The organism is Peptoniphilus stercorisuis, from assembly GCF_017874395.1.
GTDB classification, from domain to species: Bacteria; Bacillota; Clostridia; order Tissierellales; family Peptoniphilaceae; genus Anaerosphaera; species Anaerosphaera stercorisuis.
Map to the genome: position 1 here is coordinate 1 of NZ_JAGGLJ010000004.1, position 16,263 is coordinate 16,263.

Below are 16,263 nucleotides of genomic sequence, written 5' to 3' on the forward strand. Positions count from 1 at the left end.
TCAAAAAGCCTTAGGATACTTATCTCCCTTAGAATACAAATTAAAATATCTATAATATTTTATTTGATGTGTACTTGACAGGGCATAGTATCTATAGCTCTTTTTTTGTATCTTAATATTGTAATTCCATCTTCTATATTTACATCTGTTAATTGCAAATCTATTTTTTTATTCATTTCATAAAAAAGTTTTCTTCCTTTTCCAAGTATTACTGGAACTATTCCTATTTCATATTCATCTATTAAATCTTCTTCAATAAATGGTTTTATTGTAATTCCTCCACCAAATAAAAATATATTTTCATTTGTATTTTTAGAATAGTTTAATACTTCTTCTGGAGATAAATATATTATATCATCATGATTTTCAATTTCTTTTCTTGTTACAACCACTATTTTTTTATTTTTAAATTGCTCATTCATTTTTTCTTCATAGCAAATATATCACATTATAATAGTATCTATATCTTCAATCATTTTATCAAAATTATTTTTTCTTCCAATAGTTGTATTTATATTACTTCCATCTCCACTAATCCAATTGTATTTTCCATTTGCATCAGTAATATATCCATCTAAACTTATTGCAAGACTCATTATTATATTTGCCAAAATTACTCCTTATTTTCAAGTCCTGGATAAAAGACATTTCCCTCTTCATGTTTTTCAAATCTTTTTTCATTTTTATCATGATAGATTTCTCTTTTGTCAAAAGGCCATCCTCCAAATTGAGTATCCCTAAAATCTTCATAAGCTTTTTCTATTTCTTCCATTGAATTCATTACATAATTTCCATAAGCTACTATTGGTCCATCTATTGGTTCAGCTTCAAGAAGTAATATTTGAGTTTTTTCTTCTCCAATATTTTCTAAACTTATTTCATCTCCTGTTAAAAAAGCATACTCATTATTATATAAAGTTTCACCTTCTACTAAAAGTTTATCTCCCTTTAAAAAATAAATAGATCTATTTAATGTATCACTTACATAGGGTGTTTTATATTTTGCCTTAGGCTCCATTTCTATTATTTGTATTGAAAGTTTACTCTCTTCTTTTGATGCATAGGAGTTTTTAGCAGGTTTTGGAGGTTTTTCCCCCTTTAATTTTCCTGCAATTAATCTAATATTTGTCAATTTATTATTTTCATCTTTTATGTTTAATATTGGAATATCTTCATTCCAAAGCATTTTATAATCAGGATCTACCATTCTATCCATATAATCTAAACTAAGCCATATTTGGAAAAGTTCTAATGTATTTTCTTTATCTTCATAGATAAGTGGAAACATCTCTGCATGTTGAAGACCTGATCCTGCCGTCATCCATTGAACATCACCATTTCCATATCTTCCAGATGATCCAAGTCCATCTGTATGATCTACAAATCCTTTTAATACAATTGTTATAGTTTCAAATCCTCTATGTGGATGTGCTGGAAATCCAGGGACTTTTTTGCCATAATACATTTTCCATCTATCATTAAAATTAAAATCCCCACCATAATTATCTCTTTTAATTTGTTTCATCTCAATTGGTCCAAGCTCTGCATTTCCTTTTGGATAATAATCTATATGATGCATAGTAACTACAAAAGGATTTTGACACTTAAGTTGAAAGCTATTTTTTCCCTTTTCAATAATCATAAAACTCTCCTTTATTATATAAATATATTTTTATACTTATACCCTATTTATTTTTTTAATATTTGAATATAGATAAAGTAAAATTTTATATTAAATTCTAGCCTTTATATAACTCAAATCTATATTTTTGTTTTGTTATATTATCTTCTCTATTAGGATCTATTTCTTCTAAAAACATTTCAAGACTTCTTGCAAACATTCCATAAGGTTCATAAAGGCATTGGTAAGATACTATTTTCTCTCTAGTTTCTGAATCTATTAAAATATCATGTACATAATAAAGTTTCCCTTTAAAATGTCTATACGGTCTTTTTATTTCTATTTCTCTATTCATATTTTCTCCTTAAAAAAAGACTATCTATATTTAGATAGCCCATTTAAATTTATTTACTTTCATATAAAAAACATCTAACTTTAGAACCATCTTTAGTTTCATATTCTTTTGGCTCTTCAATTTTACATCTATTAGTCTTATAAGGACAGTTTGGAGCATATTCACATCCACCATGTCCACAAGTAAACTTCTCTATTAAATTTGTTTTAAAATCTGTCATCTTTGAATGTATTGTAAGTATTGATTGAAATAATTCCTGAGTATAGGGATGCTTTGGATTTTCGTATATTGTATTTGCATCTCCTATTTCAACAATTCTTCCTGAATACATTACAGCTATTCTATCAGACATATAATGACATACACTTAAATCATGTGTAATAAAAATCATCGTTAAATTCATTTCTTCTTTTAAACATTGTAAAAAATTAAGTATTTGAGCTTGAATTGAAACATCAAGAGCACTTACCGCCTCATCTGCTATTACAAAGCTTGGATTATTTATAAGAGCGCAGAGTATTGCTATTCTTTGAGCTTGGCCTCCTGAAAGACCATAGGGATGTCTGTCTATATAGTCATGAGAAAGCCCAACTAAATCTAGCATTTCTTTAACTCTTTTAAGTCTTTGTTTTTTATTGAGTTTTGTGTGAACTTTTAATGGTTCTTCTAAAAGCCAACCTACTTTTTTTCTATAATTTAGTGCAGCTTTTGGATCTTGAAAAACATATTGCATATCTTTTTTAAGTTTTCTCTTCTCTTCTGATTTCATTCCTACAATATTTTTTCCCTTGTAGATAATTTCTCCTGAATCAGGCTCTATAAGCTGCATTATAGTTTTTGCAAGTGTAGATTTTCCACATCCACTTTCTCCAACAAGACCTAATATTTCATCTTCATATACTTCTAAATTTATATCTTTTAAAGCTTTTAAATTTTTCTTTTTATTTTTTTTAGCAAATTCTTTATTTAAATTTGTGCATTTTAATATAATATCTTTACTCATTAAATTCACCTGCAAATAGACAATATGCCCAATGGTTTTCTCCAACTGATACTGCCTTTAAAGGTTCTTTCAAACAGATATCTTTTCCATATTTACATCTTGGATAAAATGGACAATTAGCTTTTTTCTCTTTAATAGAAGGTACTCTGCCCTTTATTGCATGAATTTCTTCTCCCTTTATTGCATTTTCAGGAAGTGATGACAATAATTCCTTAGTATAAGGGTGAGATGGACTTTCTATAATATCATCAATAAGACCATCTTCTACAATTCTTCCAGAATACATTACTATTACTTCTCTACTCATATATTTTATTAATCCCAAATTATGTGAAATTACAATTAAAGTAGTTCCATATTTTGAGCAAAGAGATTTTAAAAGTCTAAGTATTTTATACTGTACTGTTACATCAAGAGCTGTTGTAGCTTCATCTGCTATTAAAAGTTTTGGATGATTTATTATAGCCATAGCTATTAAAATTCTTTGTCTTTGTCCTCCTGAAAATTCATGAGGATATTTATACATATCTTTTTCAGGATTTGGAAGCTGTACTTCCTCTAAAGAATTTATAACTCTTTTTTCCACTTCTTTTTTAGAAAGTTTTTTATTATGAATTAAAAGCATTTCAGCCATTTGTTCATAAATTGTAAGAAGTGGATTTAGTGCATTTAAAGGATTTTGAAATATCATTGCTATTTCACAGCCTAGCATCTTTCTTCTAGTTATACTATCTAATTTTAATAAGTCTCTTTCATTTATTAAAATTTCACCTTTTTTAATACTAAATCTTTCATTTAATAGCCCCATTATTGTAAGAGCTGTAATAGATTTTCCTGATCCTGATTCACCTACGAAACCAAGTACAGTACCCTCTTCTATACTAAAGGAGACATCTGTAATAACTGGATATTTTTTTCCACTTAATTCTATATCTACTGATAGATCTTTTACATCTAATAACATTATGACGCCTCCCTTACCTTTAATGCTTTTCTAAGACCATCTGATAATAGGTTAAACCCTATTACAAATAAAGTTATCATTAGCCCTGGAATTACTGCAGTAAAAGGACTTGATATTATTGATGACTGTGCACGAGTTAACATATTTCCCCAACTAGGTTCTGGTGGTTGAATTCCAAGTCCTAAATAGCTAAGACCAGCTTCAGCCATTACTGAGGATGAAAATTTCATAGCACTTACAACTAAAAGTGTTGGCACTAAATCAGGTAAAATATGTCTAAATATTATTCTAGTTTCTTTTACTCCAACAGCTTTTGCCCACAATATATGTTCTTGCTTTTTTAAGTACAAAACTTGAGACCTTGTCATTTTTGCAAAGGTTGTAAAATTCATTATAGAAATTGCAATTACAGTTTGTTTTGTTCCTCTTCCAAAGATTGTAACAAATAATAATAATAAAACCGTTCCAGGAATTGTCATAAAAACATCTACTATTCTCATTAAAATATTATCTATTATTCCGCCTACATAACCAGAAACAAGTCCTATTAAAGTCCCTAGACTTCCAGCTACAAGTAGTGTTGTAATTCCTATAAAAAAGGCTTTTTGTGAAGCTATCATTATTCTTGATAATATATCTCTACCTAGGTGATCTGTTCCAAATAAATGTGCTTTTGATGGACCTTGTAATTGATCTAATATATTTGATGATGTCTCATAGGGATCATAGGGTGTCCAGAAAAATGAGACAATACAAATTAAAAGTAATATAGTTATAATAGATAGTCCTATTTGTAAGTCTTTATTTTTCTTTAATATTCTTTTCATTTTCTCCTCCTAAGATCAATTCTTGGATCAATTATCATATATAAAATATCTACTAATAAATTTATAAATACGACAAGTATTGAATAAAATAAAATAATCCCTTGAGAAACTGGATAATCACTTTCTTTTATTGCAACTATTAAAAGAGAACCTAATCCTTGAATATTAAATACATTTTCAATTATTATACTTCCCATAGCAAGATTAATTAAAACCATTGAAAGTATTGTTATAAGTGGTATCAAAGCATTTTTAAATATATGTTTTGACAGTACTTTATCATCAAGCAAACCCTTTGCCTTAGCAAGTAATACATAGTCCTTATTTTTTTCTTCATTTACAGCATTTACTAAATATCTTATTACTATACTTATATTTCCTATGCTTAATACTAATACTGGCATAAAAATTGATTTTAATGTTCTTATTGGATCATTTAAAGATATATAACTTCTAGTTGGAAATAAATTTAACTTTAAAGAAAAAATCCACATAAATAAAATAGCTAACCAGAAACTAGGAATAGCAAGTCCTAGTTGTGACAAAATATTATATGCTATTCCCATTCCTGATTCTTCTTTTTTAGATATATAAAGCCCCAAAGGTATTGATATAATAATTGTTAAAATCATAGATAAAAAAGTTATTGTAAGAGTAGGACCTAGTCTTTTATTAATTAATTCACTAACTGGTTTTTTATATTTAAAACTATTTCCCAAATCTCCTTTTACTGCACCATTTATCCAATTTACATATCTTTTATGAACTGGTTCATCTAAATTAAATTCTTCCCTAAATTTAGCGGCAAGTTTTGGATTATTATCAATCTCTTCTGCTCCAAGTTGAGATAATACAGGATCTCCTGGTATTATTTGGAACATAAAAAACACTACAACTGAAATTACAAATACAGTTAATACTCCACTAAATATCCTTTTTATTATTGACATTGGTTTTATTTCCTCTCAATTAAAGAAATATCAACAAAAGCAAATGGATAACTTTCATATCCTGTGTATTTTTTTGATGTTGCAGTAGAAATTCCTGGATCTATTGTAAATACACCTACTGCTTCTTCTGTTAATATCTTTTGTAATTCTTTATATTTTAAAGCAGCTTCATTTTGATCTACCGTTTCTTGAGCTTCTTTTAAAATTCTATCAAACTCTTCACTTTTTAATCCTGGCATATTACCCTTAGCAGTTGATTCATATCTAGATAATACTCTAGATGGATCAGGATATCCCACTACATTTAATATAGCCATATCATAATTAAAACCTTTATAAACTTCTTCATAATAAGTATTCCATGGAATAGGATCATTTTTAGCATTTATTCCAACTTTAGCTAAATCTTCAATCATAAGTGCTACCATATCTTGTTCCATTTCATTTTCTGCAACAGTTTTTATTACTACATCAAGTCCATTTTCATATCCAGCTTTAGCTAAATATTCCTTTGATTTTTCTATATCATATGTGAAGAAATCTTTTAAATCTCCATTATAATAATCTTTTAAAACTGGTGTTAAATGAGAATATAAAATAGCTCCTCTGCCATTAGAAATAGAATTTAACATTTTTTCTTTATCAATTGCATAATTAACAGCATATCTTAAATCCTTATTGCTAAATAATTCTCCTTCTCTTTGATTCATATATAATACACGAACATCATTAGAAAGTCCTTCTGAAATTTCATATCCCTCTTCTTTTATTCTGTCATAATTTTCATTATTTAAAGAAATAGAATCAATTTCGCCATTTTCAAAAGCTATTGGAAGAGTTGATGCATCTGCATATTTTCTAAACTCCATATTTTTTACATTTGGAACATTGCCATAATAATCTTCAAAAGCCTGCATTGTAATATGATCACCTTCATCATATTCAATAAATTCATAAGGACCTACACCTACTGGATGAGTAGATTGCTCATCTTCACTATAATCAGATGGAACTAAGAGCCCATCAGCTAAAGTGTGCATTGTAGTTAAAACACCATAACTATTGTCACAGTATACCTTTAGATGAGTATCGTCTATTATTTCAATTTTGCCCTTGTTAAAGCCCTCATCTTCACCATTTAAAATTTGATGAAAATATCCAGATCCTGCTACCATTTCTGGTGTAATACCATCAATCATTCCTGCAAGTCTTTCATAAGAATATTTAACATCTTCACTTGTTAAATCTTTACCATTGTGAAATTTAACGTTATCCTTTAATACAATATCAAAAACTATAAAAGGATCTTCTGAAGTAATGTCAATTTTTTCTGCAACGCCAGGCTCTAAGGAACCATCAGTTTTATACTTATAAATACCTTCATGCATATTTCTAAGTACCATCTTCGTATTAGCAGATACATCTGCAAGTGGTGCGATGCTAATAAAATCTGCTGGATAAGTTCCTACAAATGCTTCTTGCTCATCCTTTGCACCATTTCCACATCCAACAAGTAGTAATGCTAGCATTAGAACGAGACTAATTTTTCTTTTCATTTTGTCCTCCATAATTAATAATTATTTTACAATAAAAAAAGGGTTATTTATCCAAAGGACAAAAAACCCTAAAATGTAAGTTTACTTCTCGGCTTTACCTCTTAGATTAAAGCATGTAAATTCCATTGTAAAAATACTATGTAATAGTTTGCCTCCATTAGCAAACCATTAGAACAATTGTAACACATAAATAAGCATTGTCAACAATTTAATTATAAATGTAAACTTATATTTTTTTGTAACTTTAATACTTGATGAAGGCCGATATATAATTTATACTAAGTATATAATTTAATGTATATATTTTAATAGCTAGGAGATATAAAATGATTGAAAAAATGACTTTTGAAGAATACATAGAAATACTTAAAAATTCAGCTAAGTATGAAAAAGACTGTCCTGTTCGTAAAACCTTAAAACTATTTCATGGAAAATGGAATACTCGTGTTTTATTTGAACTTTCAAAAAAAGAAAGATGTAGATTTTGTGATTTGAAAAAATTAATTCCAGAAATTACAAGTACAATGCTTACATCTACATTAAGAGAACTTGTTTCCTTTGGAGTTGTTGATAGAATACAGTTTAATGAAATTCCACCAAGAGTAGAATACTCTTTAACAGATAGTGGACGAGAACTTATGCCTGTATTTTTTGAAATGGCTAAGTGGGGAGAAAAATACTTACTATAAAAAAAGCTTAAAGGTTTAAACCTTTAAGCTTTTTTTCATCCTAAATCATTACTTAATATTCCTATAATAAGTGCAAACAATAAGGAAATTATTCCAGCTGCAACACATATTACAAATACAATTAAATTATCTAAACTTGATGGATCAAAAAGTTTATTTATAACTGAAAATAAGGAAAACATACCAATGAATACTAAAGTAATGCCTGGAAGATATTTTATAAATTTTAGTTTTTTAGCAGCAAAGTTTACAACAAAAGTTATTACTATTGCAGCAATAATCACATAAATTGCAATCATCATATATTGCGTATGACCACTTATAAGCTCTGTTATCTTAGACATTTTTCACCTCTTAATTTTTTGAAGATATTTTTCTTTGCCATATTTGAGAATATCTTCCTATTGACCACTCACTCATTATAGGGAATGAATCTTGTTTTAATTCTTTTTCATATATTGAATTTTTATCTAATTTACCATTTTTTATATTATATACTTTTAAATAGTTTTCTTCTAATGTTATTAAAAATCTATTATTAGGAGATATAAAAACATCTCTTACAAGAGGTAAATCTTTTTTTATCTCACTCATCGGAATTATTAAATTATCATATTTTACAATTCCCTTTGGAAGAAGGACATTTAATTCAAAATCCTTTTGATAAATTTCTTCACCTTTGATTTTTGCTCTACCAATTAATTTCCAATATCCATTATTTCTAATAAGTCCAATATTTGAATCTTCATAATAAATTTTGTCATTAGTTTTTATATTACTATTTGCAGCATCTTTAAATAATTTTTCACCTTTAGGAATTAAATCTGATAATCGTATTTGTTTTTTATTATCCAAAGAATCTATATAATATAGGTTTAAAGAATCTATTTCATTATTATTTACCTTTAAGTTTTCAATATTAATATAATCAGGAGAAACAAATAAAATATTTTTAATTCCTTCTTCTTCAGCCGAAGCATTTTTTATTTTATCTAGATTCCCAAGTTCTATATCTTTATTAGTTATAAAAATCGAATCTTTTATTTTTGCATTTTCTTCAATTCTATTTACAGAGACCTCTGCAAATTCATTTTGTCTTGGAAGTAATATATTATCTAGTTCATATACATCTTCTATTGTATCATTTAAAAATTTAATATAAATAGTTTTATACATCCACTTTGGAAGCTTTGTATCTTTTTCTTTACTTTTTAAACCAATTAAAAATCCATTTTCACTATGATTTAATTCTTCTATATTTTCACTTTTATTTATTTCACTTTTTTCTTTTTCTAGAATTTTATTAAATTCTTCATCACTTATATCCTTTGATGATTTAGTTATTTGAGCAAAAAAACCTTTCATATAGATATATGCAACTTCATCACTTTTTTTAATAACCTCATAGAAAAACTCATCTTTATCATATATATCAACTACATATATACTGTCATTTGTAATAGATAATTTTTTCTTTAATATATTATATTTTTTAAATAAATAATCTTGAGCATTAACTTTTTTTGCCTTATAAGTAGGGTTTTCTGAATACAGATCTCCAATTATTACACCTTTATTTGTAAATATCATATCTGATCCTATTATTTCTTTATAATTAAAACTCTCTTCATTAATATCATCAGGAAATATACATTTTGTAACTGTCCATTTTCCTTCTATTGGTGGTTTTGAGACTGTTGGAGCTTCAACTCTACTTACTTCTAGATTTATAAAAGAACATCCACTTAATACGCCCAATAATGATATTATTAAAAATATCAATAAATTTCTTTTTAATCTCATAATTCTTCCACCTCTGTTATTACAGGAATAGTAACTTTAACAGTTGTTCCTATATTTTCTTCAGAGAAAATTTCTAAATTACCACCATGAAGTTTTGCAATTTCATCTGATATTGAAAGTCCAAGTCCACTATGTGAATTTGAATGTTTGCCTTTATAGAATTTCTCCTTAACATGAGATAGTTCTTCTTTTGAAATACCTAATCCATTATCTGAAACAAGCATTACAAATTGTCCATCTTCATTATGTGCAGTAAATTTTACCCAACCTTTTTCTGATGTGAATTTTATAGCATTATCAAGTAAATTTATTAGTAATTGTCTAATTCTATTTTCATCTCCAATTATTAATTCCTTTGTATCTTCTATTTCTATATGAAAATCAACTTTATTAGATTCAGCTCTTGGCTTCATTTGCTTTGCAACATCATTACATATATCAACTATATTAAATGTGTCTTTTTCCAGTTGAATCCTTCCTGAAATATATCTTGAAAAATCAAGTAATTCTTCTACCATCTTAGCAAGTCTATCACTTTCATTTTCTATTATTGTAAGTCCATCTTCTAAAAGCTCTTTCTCATCTTCCTTTGCACTTTTTAAAACAACTGCCCAACCTTTTATAGAAGTAAGCGGTGTTCTAAGTTCATGTGATATGGAAGATATAAAATCATTTTTTATCTGTTCTTTTTTAAGTATCTCTTCAGCCATTGTATTTAATGTAGCAGATAATTGACCTAACTCGTCATCTGTATTTACAGTTGATCTAACTTTATACTGTCCATCTGCCATTTTATTTGCAACAGTTGTAAGTTCTTTAATTGGCTTAACTATTGAATTTGCAAGTAGAAAACTCACAAAAGTAGTAACTAAAATAACTAAAAAACTAAGTAATAATATCGTTAAGGATGTTTTTAATATAGCAGAATTTGCCTCATCCATTGAAGATATAAATCTTAAATACCCAATTGTATCTCCTCTATTATTTCTAAGTGGTCCTGTTATTGCCATTATCATTTCATCTGCATATTTACTATTTCCAACCCAAGAAGCTAGACTTCCACTTCTTGCACTAGTTAAATCTGATGTTTCAACTGGTTCATCTGATATAGCACCAATAGTATCCATCAAAACATATCCCTCTGGATCTAAGACTTGAACTTCTGCGCTAATATGTCCCCATAAAAGATCAGTATCTTCTATTAAAAGTTCTTCAATTGTCTTATCAGAATAAAATTTATTATAAGAGTCCATTGATACAATAAGTCTATTTTCCAGTTCATTTTCAATAGTATTATAATAAAATTGTTTAAATCCAAAAACTAAAAAAGCACCAATTATCGTTACAGTAATGATTATTATAAGTAAAAAGCTTTTTACAAGTCTTTTTCCTATGCTCTTTTTCAAATTCTACACCTCAACGTGCCACCTGTATCCAAGGCCCCATACTGTTTCAATATATTTTGGTTTAGCTGCATTTTCTTCTATTTTTGAACGAAGTCTTCTTATATTTACATCTACAATTTTAGAATCTCCAACAAAATCTTCTCCCCAAACTAAATTTAAAATCTCATCTCTTTTTAATGCCTTTCCAGGATTTTCCATGAAATTCTTCATTATTTGGTATTCTGTAGGTGTAAGTTCTAACTCTTCTTCATCTTTATAAAATTTTCTAGAATATGCATCTAATTTAAATGGTGGATAGACTATTAAATTATTATTAGAATGTTCTTCTGGTTCAAGTCTTCTTTCTAATGATTTTATTCTAAGAGTAAGTTCTGTTGGATTAAATGGTTTTGTTAAATAGTCATCAGTTCCATATTGAAGTCCCATTATTTTATCATAATCTTCTGCCTTTGCAGTTAACATTATAATTCCAAGATCTGGAAATTCCTGTCTTAAATTTTTACAAACTTCAAATCCATCAATTCCAGGAAGCATTATATCAAGTACTACAATTTCAGGTTTTTTTACTCTTGCAATTTCTAAACCCTCTTCTCCACTTCCTGCTTCATAAACTTCATATCCTTCTCTTTCTAAATTTATTTTTACAAATTTTCTTATCGCTTCTTCATCTTCGACTAAAAGTATTTTTGTACTCATAGCTAACCTCTTTTCCTTATATCTTTATATAATATTATAGAGAATTTTCTCTAAAAATACAATTAAGGATAGTTTACAATTTGTTTAATATTAAGAAAAGACCAGATTAATCTGGTCTTTTTTATAATATTTATATTATTTACTAATATAGTTAGGAGATTCTCTTGTAATTGTTATATTATGAGGATGATTTTCTTGAAGTGTTGCAGGTGTTATCTTCATATATTTTGTATTTTCTTGAAGGGATTTAATATCTTCTGAACCAGTATATCCCATTCCAGATCTAAGTCCTCCCATTAATTGATAAACTATATCCCCAACTCTTCCCTTATAAGGTACTCTACCTTCAACACCTTCAGGTACATATTTTTTAGTTTCAGATTGGAAGTATCTATCACTTGATCCTGAGTCCATTGCTCCTAGAGAACCCATGCCTCTATAAGATTTAAATCTTCTACCTTCAACAAAAATTTCTTCTCCTGGAGATTCATCTGTTCCTGCAAATAAAGAACCAATCATAACTACATCTGCTCCTGCAGCAATTGCCTTAGTCACATCTCCAGAATATTTAATTCCTCCATCTGCAATAATAGGAACATTATATTCTTTTCCAGCTCTTACAGCTTCAAGTACAGCTGTAACTTGTGGAACACCAATACCTGTTACAACTCTTGTTGTACAAATAGATCCAGGTCCAATACCAACTTTTACACAATCTGCTCCTGCTAGTATTAAATCTCTTGTACCTTCATAAGTTGCAACATTTCCTGCAATTAGTTGAATATCTGGGAATTCTTTTTTAACTTTTTTAATTGTTTCAAGTACTCCTTCAGATTGTCCATGAGCTGTATCTATAACTAAAACATCAACATGAGCCTTAACTAGTGCCTCTACTCTTTCTAAAATATCATTAGTAACTCCTATTGCAGCTCCAGCTAAAAGTCTTCCATTATCATCTCTAGCAGAGTTTGGATATTGTACTTGTTTTTCTATATCCTTAATTGTTATAAGACCTTTTAATTTAAAGGCATCATCAACAAGTGGTAGTTTTTCTATTTTGTATTTTCTTAGGATTTCTAAAGCATCTTCTAATGAAATTCCCTCATGTGCTGTAATTAGATTTTCTGAAGTCATAACTTCTTCAATTTTTCTTCCGTATTCTTTTTCAAATCTAATATCTCTATTTGTAATTATTCCTTCTAAAGTGCCGTCTTCTGTAACAATTGGAACACCACTAATTTTGAATTTTGACATTAAATCATCAGCATCTTGAATAGTGTTTTCCTTTGATAGTGAAAAAGGATCTGTTATAATGCCATGTTCTGATCTTTTAACCTTATCAACTTCTATAGCTTGTTCTTCTATTGACATATTCTTATGAATAATACCAATACCACCTTCACGAGCCATAGCAATAGCCATACTTGCTTCAGTAACCGTATCCATTCCCGCACTCATTAATGGAATATTAAGTTCGATTTTTCTTGTTAGTCTTGTTTTTACATTAGTTTCATTTGGTAATACATTTGATTTACCTGGTAATAATAAAATATCATCAAATGTTAAACCTTCTCCTACAAATTGCAAAATATCTCCTCCTTGGTTTACTTATTTCTATATATTATAGAGTTAATAAAGAAAAATAACAAGTAAATGAAAGAAATTTGGGTATATAAGATAATTATTTTTCACTTTTTATCTAAAATACTTAAATTTAATTGAAATTTTCATATAAAAAAGCCAACTAATTTAATATTAGCTGGCCTTTATCTAAAACATTTTCTTTTTATTTAAAATAACCTTTATAAATTCTGGTTTTATTTCTAAAATTTTAAATTTTTCAGGTATGGAGATATCTAAAACAACTTCATGCTCTCCTTCTGCTAAATTTGTAAGATCAATAGATGCATATACATCTTCTCTACTTAGAGATACATCAGTAAGAGGATCTTTTGGCAAAAATGATATTTCAATAAAACTTTCTTCTTCTAAAAATTCACTTTCATATTTTTCATTTAAATTTTTCTCTTTTATTTCATTTATTGGAATTTTTATAGTTTGCTCATTAAGTTTTATAGGAGCTGTTGATGCTACAAATTTAATATCTTTATCTATAAGTGATACTCCATCTGGAAGAACTATATCTATTTGTTTTTGTTTATCTCTTAATTCTTCTATAGTTACTGGAACTGTTTTAATTTCAGTTATTTTATTTATAACAGCAGAATTTCCCTTTATAGATACACTATTTGGTTCAATAGATAAATCTTTAATATCTATATCTTCAGGAATATCTCCAACTATATCAAGTTTAACTGGAATAGTTTCAGTTTTTAATATTGGAACTTCAATATCTATATTTGCAGGAGTCGTTTCAACTTCTTCTATTATTTCACCCTCTTTATTATAAGCAATAATAGGAGCTGACATAACTGTACTTTCACTTTTATTAGATACATCTATAAGAGCTACTAGTTTATCTATTGAATCAACATAAGTTTTTGGACCTAAAACTTTAACAAATTCCTCTTGTTTAACATTTCCAAGTACAAAGTTTTCTGCAAGATTTCCAATTGTTTTTAAATCCACTTTCATTTTTTTAGATACATTTTCATCAATTTTAAAAGTAATAGTTTCAGGAAGTTTTGAATCAACTATTATATTATTTGCATCTACTTGTATTTTTATAGGTATATTAAACTCTCCAGAATAATATCCAGCAAAATCTACACTTGCAACTACATTTTCTCTTTTCACCTTAGATATATTTGATTGTTTTCCCTTTAAAACTATATCAACTTTTGCTTCTTCTGGTGAAATTATAGTTAAATTATTAGATTTAATCTCTGCTAAGTTCTCATATCTTACTGGAACTGATTTAAAAGTAATTGTCTTTTCTGGATCGACTTCACTTCTAACATAAGACCATAAAAGAATTGCAAAAATGATAGAGAAAATCTTTAGTGCTGTATTTCTATTTCTTAGAGATTTCATCTTGAACTTCTTCATCAAAATTCCTCCATCTGCTAAACATTGAATTACTTCCTTCTGCTTTTGGACTATATATATCTTGAAGTATCTTTTCTAATGTTGGTAAATCAAGATATCTAGAAATAGTTCCATTTTCTGCAATAGAAATAGAACCTGTTTCTTCAGAAACCATAAGCGCAAGAGCATCTGATCTTTCTGTTATTCCAATTCCTGCTCTATGTCTTGTTCCAAGTTCTTTTGATATATTTTCATTATCAGAAAGAGGAAGAAAACAAGCAGCAGCAATTACTCTATCTCCCTTTAAAATAACAGCTCCATCATGAAGAGGAGTATTTGGTATAAATATATTTATTAAAAGTCCACTAGAGACAATACCATCAACTCTTGTACCTGTTTCTACAATTTCATTTAGCCCAGTTTGTTTTTCTATAATAATTAAAGCTCCAATTTTTTGTCTTGAAAGTGAAGCTACTGCATCACATAATTCTGTTACAACTTCTGGAACATCATTTTTTGAAGACATATTATTTCTAATTGAGCTTGTTCTTCCAATAAATTCAAGACCTCTTCGTAATTCTGGCTGAAATACTACTAGAATTGCTACAAAACCCCAGGTCATTAAATTACTTAAAAGCCAGTTTATAGTGTATAGCTTAAACCACTCACTTAATTTTGTAAGTATTAATATAACAAGAATACCTTTAGATAATTGCTCAGCTCTAGTACCCTTTATAAGTTTTAAAACATTATAAGTTATTATTGCTATTATAGTTATATCTATAATATCTCGTATTCCTATTGTATTAAACATCTCTGTTATAATATTCATTTATTTCTCCTTGCTATAAATACAATTGCTATAACAATACCTAAAGTAATTAAAATATCTCCAACACTTATTACCTTAGGATTATAATAAGGTGGAGGTAGAGGAATAATATCAGATAATATTCTAAATTTAGGATTATTAAAAAATCCATGAGATAGACTATATCTATTATTTAAAAGATTTATCATATTATAATCACTTATTTTTGTTAATGCCTCTTTAGATACAGGCATTTTTTTATTTACAACTATTGGAATTAAATTTAAAAAAAATCCAACTGACATTATTAACAATCCTGGATTTTTATAATTTAAAATAAGTCCTATTGCAATAGATAAAATAGACAAAATATGAATATAATAATAATTAATAACACAAAAGTCACTTACACCCTTTATGTAAGTTGCTGTGCAAATATTTGCAATTAGTGTTAAAAACATTCCTATTAATAATATTTTTTTTCCTTTTATATCTGAAATTTCAAAAGTCTTAAGATTTTTGTAATCTCCCTTTGTTAATTTTATAAGTATTAATGATACTATTATTGCTTCTATAATCATGAGATCACCTTAT

16 protein-coding genes and 1 pseudogene are annotated in these 16,263 nt (G+C 27.6%); 1 reads left to right on the forward strand and 16 read right to left on the reverse strand.

Going from position 1 to position 16,263, the window contains the following annotated elements; translation table 11 throughout:
• Nucleotides 1-59: 59 nt before the first annotated feature.
• The 8 genes and pseudogenes from J2Z71_RS02440 to J2Z71_RS02480 form a co-directional block, all read right to left on the reverse strand.
• Nucleotides 60-596, reverse strand: a pseudogene (locus J2Z71_RS02440) (dihydrofolate reductase family protein).
• A gap of 17 nt (nucleotides 597-613) precedes the next feature.
• Nucleotides 614-1,642, reverse strand: coding sequence for a pirin family protein (locus tag J2Z71_RS02450; protein ID WP_210060271.1), 1,029 nt, complete (start codon nucleotides 1,640-1,642; stop codon nucleotides 614-616).
• Nucleotides 1,643-1,739: 97 nt separating this feature from the next.
• Nucleotides 1,740-1,976: a DUF1653 domain-containing protein gene (locus tag J2Z71_RS02455; RefSeq protein WP_210060272.1), complete on the reverse strand. Its 237-nt coding sequence runs from the start codon at nucleotides 1,974-1,976 to the stop codon at nucleotides 1,740-1,742.
• A 49-nt stretch (nucleotides 1,977-2,025) separates the two neighbouring features.
• On the reverse strand, nucleotides 2,026-2,979 hold the full coding sequence (locus J2Z71_RS02460) for an ABC transporter ATP-binding protein (protein WP_210060273.1): 954 nt from the start codon (nucleotides 2,977-2,979) through the stop codon (nucleotides 2,026-2,028).
• Nucleotides 2,972-3,943 carry an ABC transporter ATP-binding protein gene (locus tag J2Z71_RS02465; RefSeq protein WP_210060274.1) on the reverse strand — a complete coding sequence of 324 codons (972 nt, stop codon included), beginning with the start codon at nucleotides 3,941-3,943 and terminating at the stop codon, nucleotides 2,972-2,974. Before J2Z71_RS02465 ends, J2Z71_RS02460 begins: the two co-directional genes overlap by 8 nt.
• Complete coding sequence (locus J2Z71_RS02470) at nucleotides 3,943-4,770, reverse strand: ABC transporter permease (RefSeq protein ID WP_210060275.1); 828 nt, start codon at nucleotides 4,768-4,770, stop codon at nucleotides 3,943-3,945. The genes J2Z71_RS02465 and J2Z71_RS02470 overlap by 1 nt, the downstream gene beginning before the upstream one ends.
• On the reverse strand, nucleotides 4,767-5,720 hold the full coding sequence (locus J2Z71_RS02475) for an ABC transporter permease (protein ID WP_210060276.1): 954 nt from the start codon (nucleotides 5,718-5,720) through the stop codon (nucleotides 4,767-4,769). The genes J2Z71_RS02470 and J2Z71_RS02475 overlap by 4 nt, the downstream gene beginning before the upstream one ends.
• A gap of 5 nt (nucleotides 5,721-5,725) precedes the next feature.
• On the reverse strand, nucleotides 5,726-7,276 hold the full coding sequence (locus J2Z71_RS02480) for an ABC transporter substrate-binding protein (RefSeq protein WP_210060277.1): 1,551 nt from the start codon (nucleotides 7,274-7,276) through the stop codon (nucleotides 5,726-5,728).
• A 326-nt stretch (nucleotides 7,277-7,602) separates the two neighbouring features.
• Here J2Z71_RS02480 and J2Z71_RS02485 point away from each other — a divergent pair, with 326 nt between their 5' ends.
• On the forward strand, nucleotides 7,603-7,965 hold the full coding sequence (locus J2Z71_RS02485) for a winged helix-turn-helix transcriptional regulator (protein WP_210060278.1): 363 nt from the start codon (nucleotides 7,603-7,605) through the stop codon (nucleotides 7,963-7,965).
• Between the two features lie 35 nt (nucleotides 7,966-8,000).
• Here the strand turns inward: J2Z71_RS02485 and J2Z71_RS02490 are convergent, their stop codons facing one another.
• The 8 genes from J2Z71_RS02490 to J2Z71_RS02525 form a co-directional block, all read right to left on the reverse strand.
• Nucleotides 8,001-8,309, reverse strand: a complete 309-nt coding sequence (locus J2Z71_RS02490; protein ID WP_210060279.1) for a cytochrome C biosynthesis protein — start codon at nucleotides 8,307-8,309, stop codon at nucleotides 8,001-8,003.
• Between the two features lie 10 nt (nucleotides 8,310-8,319).
• On the reverse strand, nucleotides 8,320-9,768 hold the full coding sequence (locus tag J2Z71_RS02495) for a hypothetical protein (RefSeq protein ID WP_210060280.1): 1,449 nt from the start codon (nucleotides 9,766-9,768) through the stop codon (nucleotides 8,320-8,322).
• Nucleotides 9,765-11,174: a sensor histidine kinase gene (locus tag J2Z71_RS02500; protein WP_210060281.1), complete on the reverse strand. Its 1,410-nt coding sequence runs from the start codon at nucleotides 11,172-11,174 to the stop codon at nucleotides 9,765-9,767. The genes J2Z71_RS02495 and J2Z71_RS02500 overlap by 4 nt, the downstream gene beginning before the upstream one ends.
• A gap of 3 nt (nucleotides 11,175-11,177) precedes the next feature.
• The gene (locus tag J2Z71_RS02505) at nucleotides 11,178-11,870 is read right to left on the reverse strand and encodes a response regulator transcription factor (RefSeq protein ID WP_210060282.1); all 693 of its coding nucleotides are present in this window, start codon (nucleotides 11,868-11,870) and stop codon (nucleotides 11,178-11,180) included.
• A gap of 135 nt (nucleotides 11,871-12,005) precedes the next feature.
• On the reverse strand, nucleotides 12,006-13,457 hold the full coding sequence (guaB, locus tag J2Z71_RS02510) for an IMP dehydrogenase (RefSeq protein WP_210060283.1): 1,452 nt from the start codon (nucleotides 13,455-13,457) through the stop codon (nucleotides 12,006-12,008).
• A 183-nt stretch (nucleotides 13,458-13,640) separates the two neighbouring features.
• Nucleotides 13,641-14,879: a CdaR family protein gene (locus J2Z71_RS02515; protein WP_210060284.1), complete on the reverse strand. Its 1,239-nt coding sequence runs from the start codon at nucleotides 14,877-14,879 to the stop codon at nucleotides 13,641-13,643.
• Complete coding sequence (gene cdaA / locus J2Z71_RS02520) at nucleotides 14,845-15,690, reverse strand: diadenylate cyclase CdaA (protein WP_210060285.1); 846 nt, start codon at nucleotides 15,688-15,690, stop codon at nucleotides 14,845-14,847. The genes J2Z71_RS02515 and cdaA overlap by 35 nt, the downstream gene beginning before the upstream one ends.
• Complete coding sequence (locus J2Z71_RS02525) at nucleotides 15,687-16,250, reverse strand: DUF5317 domain-containing protein (protein WP_210060286.1); 564 nt, start codon at nucleotides 16,248-16,250, stop codon at nucleotides 15,687-15,689. The genes cdaA and J2Z71_RS02525 overlap by 4 nt, the downstream gene beginning before the upstream one ends.
• Nucleotides 16,251-16,263: the final 13 nt, after the last annotated feature.

Coding starts and splice junctions, on each gene's coding strand:
- J2Z71_RS02525 (WP_210060286.1), bottom strand. CDS start 16,250: ATGATTATAGAAGCAATAATAGTATCATTAATACTTATAAAATTAACA.
- J2Z71_RS02460 (WP_210060273.1), bottom strand. CDS start 2,979: ATGAGTAAAGATATTATATTAAAATGCACAAATTTAAATAAAGAATTT.
- cdaA (WP_210060285.1), bottom strand. CDS start 15,690: ATGAATATTATAACAGAGATGTTTAATACAATAGGAATACGAGATATT.
- J2Z71_RS02515 (WP_210060284.1), bottom strand. CDS start 14,879: ATGAAGAAGTTCAAGATGAAATCTCTAAGAAATAGAAATACAGCACTA.
- J2Z71_RS02470 (WP_210060275.1), bottom strand. CDS start 4,770: ATGAAAAGAATATTAAAGAAAAATAAAGACTTACAAATAGGACTATCT.
- J2Z71_RS02485 (WP_210060278.1), top strand. CDS start 7,603: ATGATTGAAAAAATGACTTTTGAAGAATACATAGAAATACTTAAAAAT.
- J2Z71_RS02455 (WP_210060272.1), bottom strand. CDS start 1,976: ATGAATAGAGAAATAGAAATAAAAAGACCGTATAGACATTTTAAAGGG.
- J2Z71_RS02465 (WP_210060274.1), bottom strand. CDS start 3,943: ATGTTATTAGATGTAAAAGATCTATCAGTAGATATAGAATTAAGTGGA.
- J2Z71_RS02480 (WP_210060277.1), bottom strand. CDS start 7,276: ATGAAAAGAAAAATTAGTCTCGTTCTAATGCTAGCATTACTACTTGTT.
- J2Z71_RS02495 (WP_210060280.1), bottom strand. CDS start 9,768: ATGAGATTAAAAAGAAATTTATTGATATTTTTAATAATATCATTATTG.
- J2Z71_RS02450 (WP_210060271.1), bottom strand. CDS start 1,642: ATGATTATTGAAAAGGGAAAAAATAGCTTTCAACTTAAGTGTCAAAAT.
- J2Z71_RS02505 (WP_210060282.1), bottom strand. CDS start 11,870: ATGAGTACAAAAATACTTTTAGTCGAAGATGAAGAAGCGATAAGAAAA.
- J2Z71_RS02490 (WP_210060279.1), bottom strand. CDS start 8,309: ATGTCTAAGATAACAGAGCTTATAAGTGGTCATACGCAATATATGATG.
- J2Z71_RS02475 (WP_210060276.1), bottom strand. CDS start 5,720: ATGTCAATAATAAAAAGGATATTTAGTGGAGTATTAACTGTATTTGTA.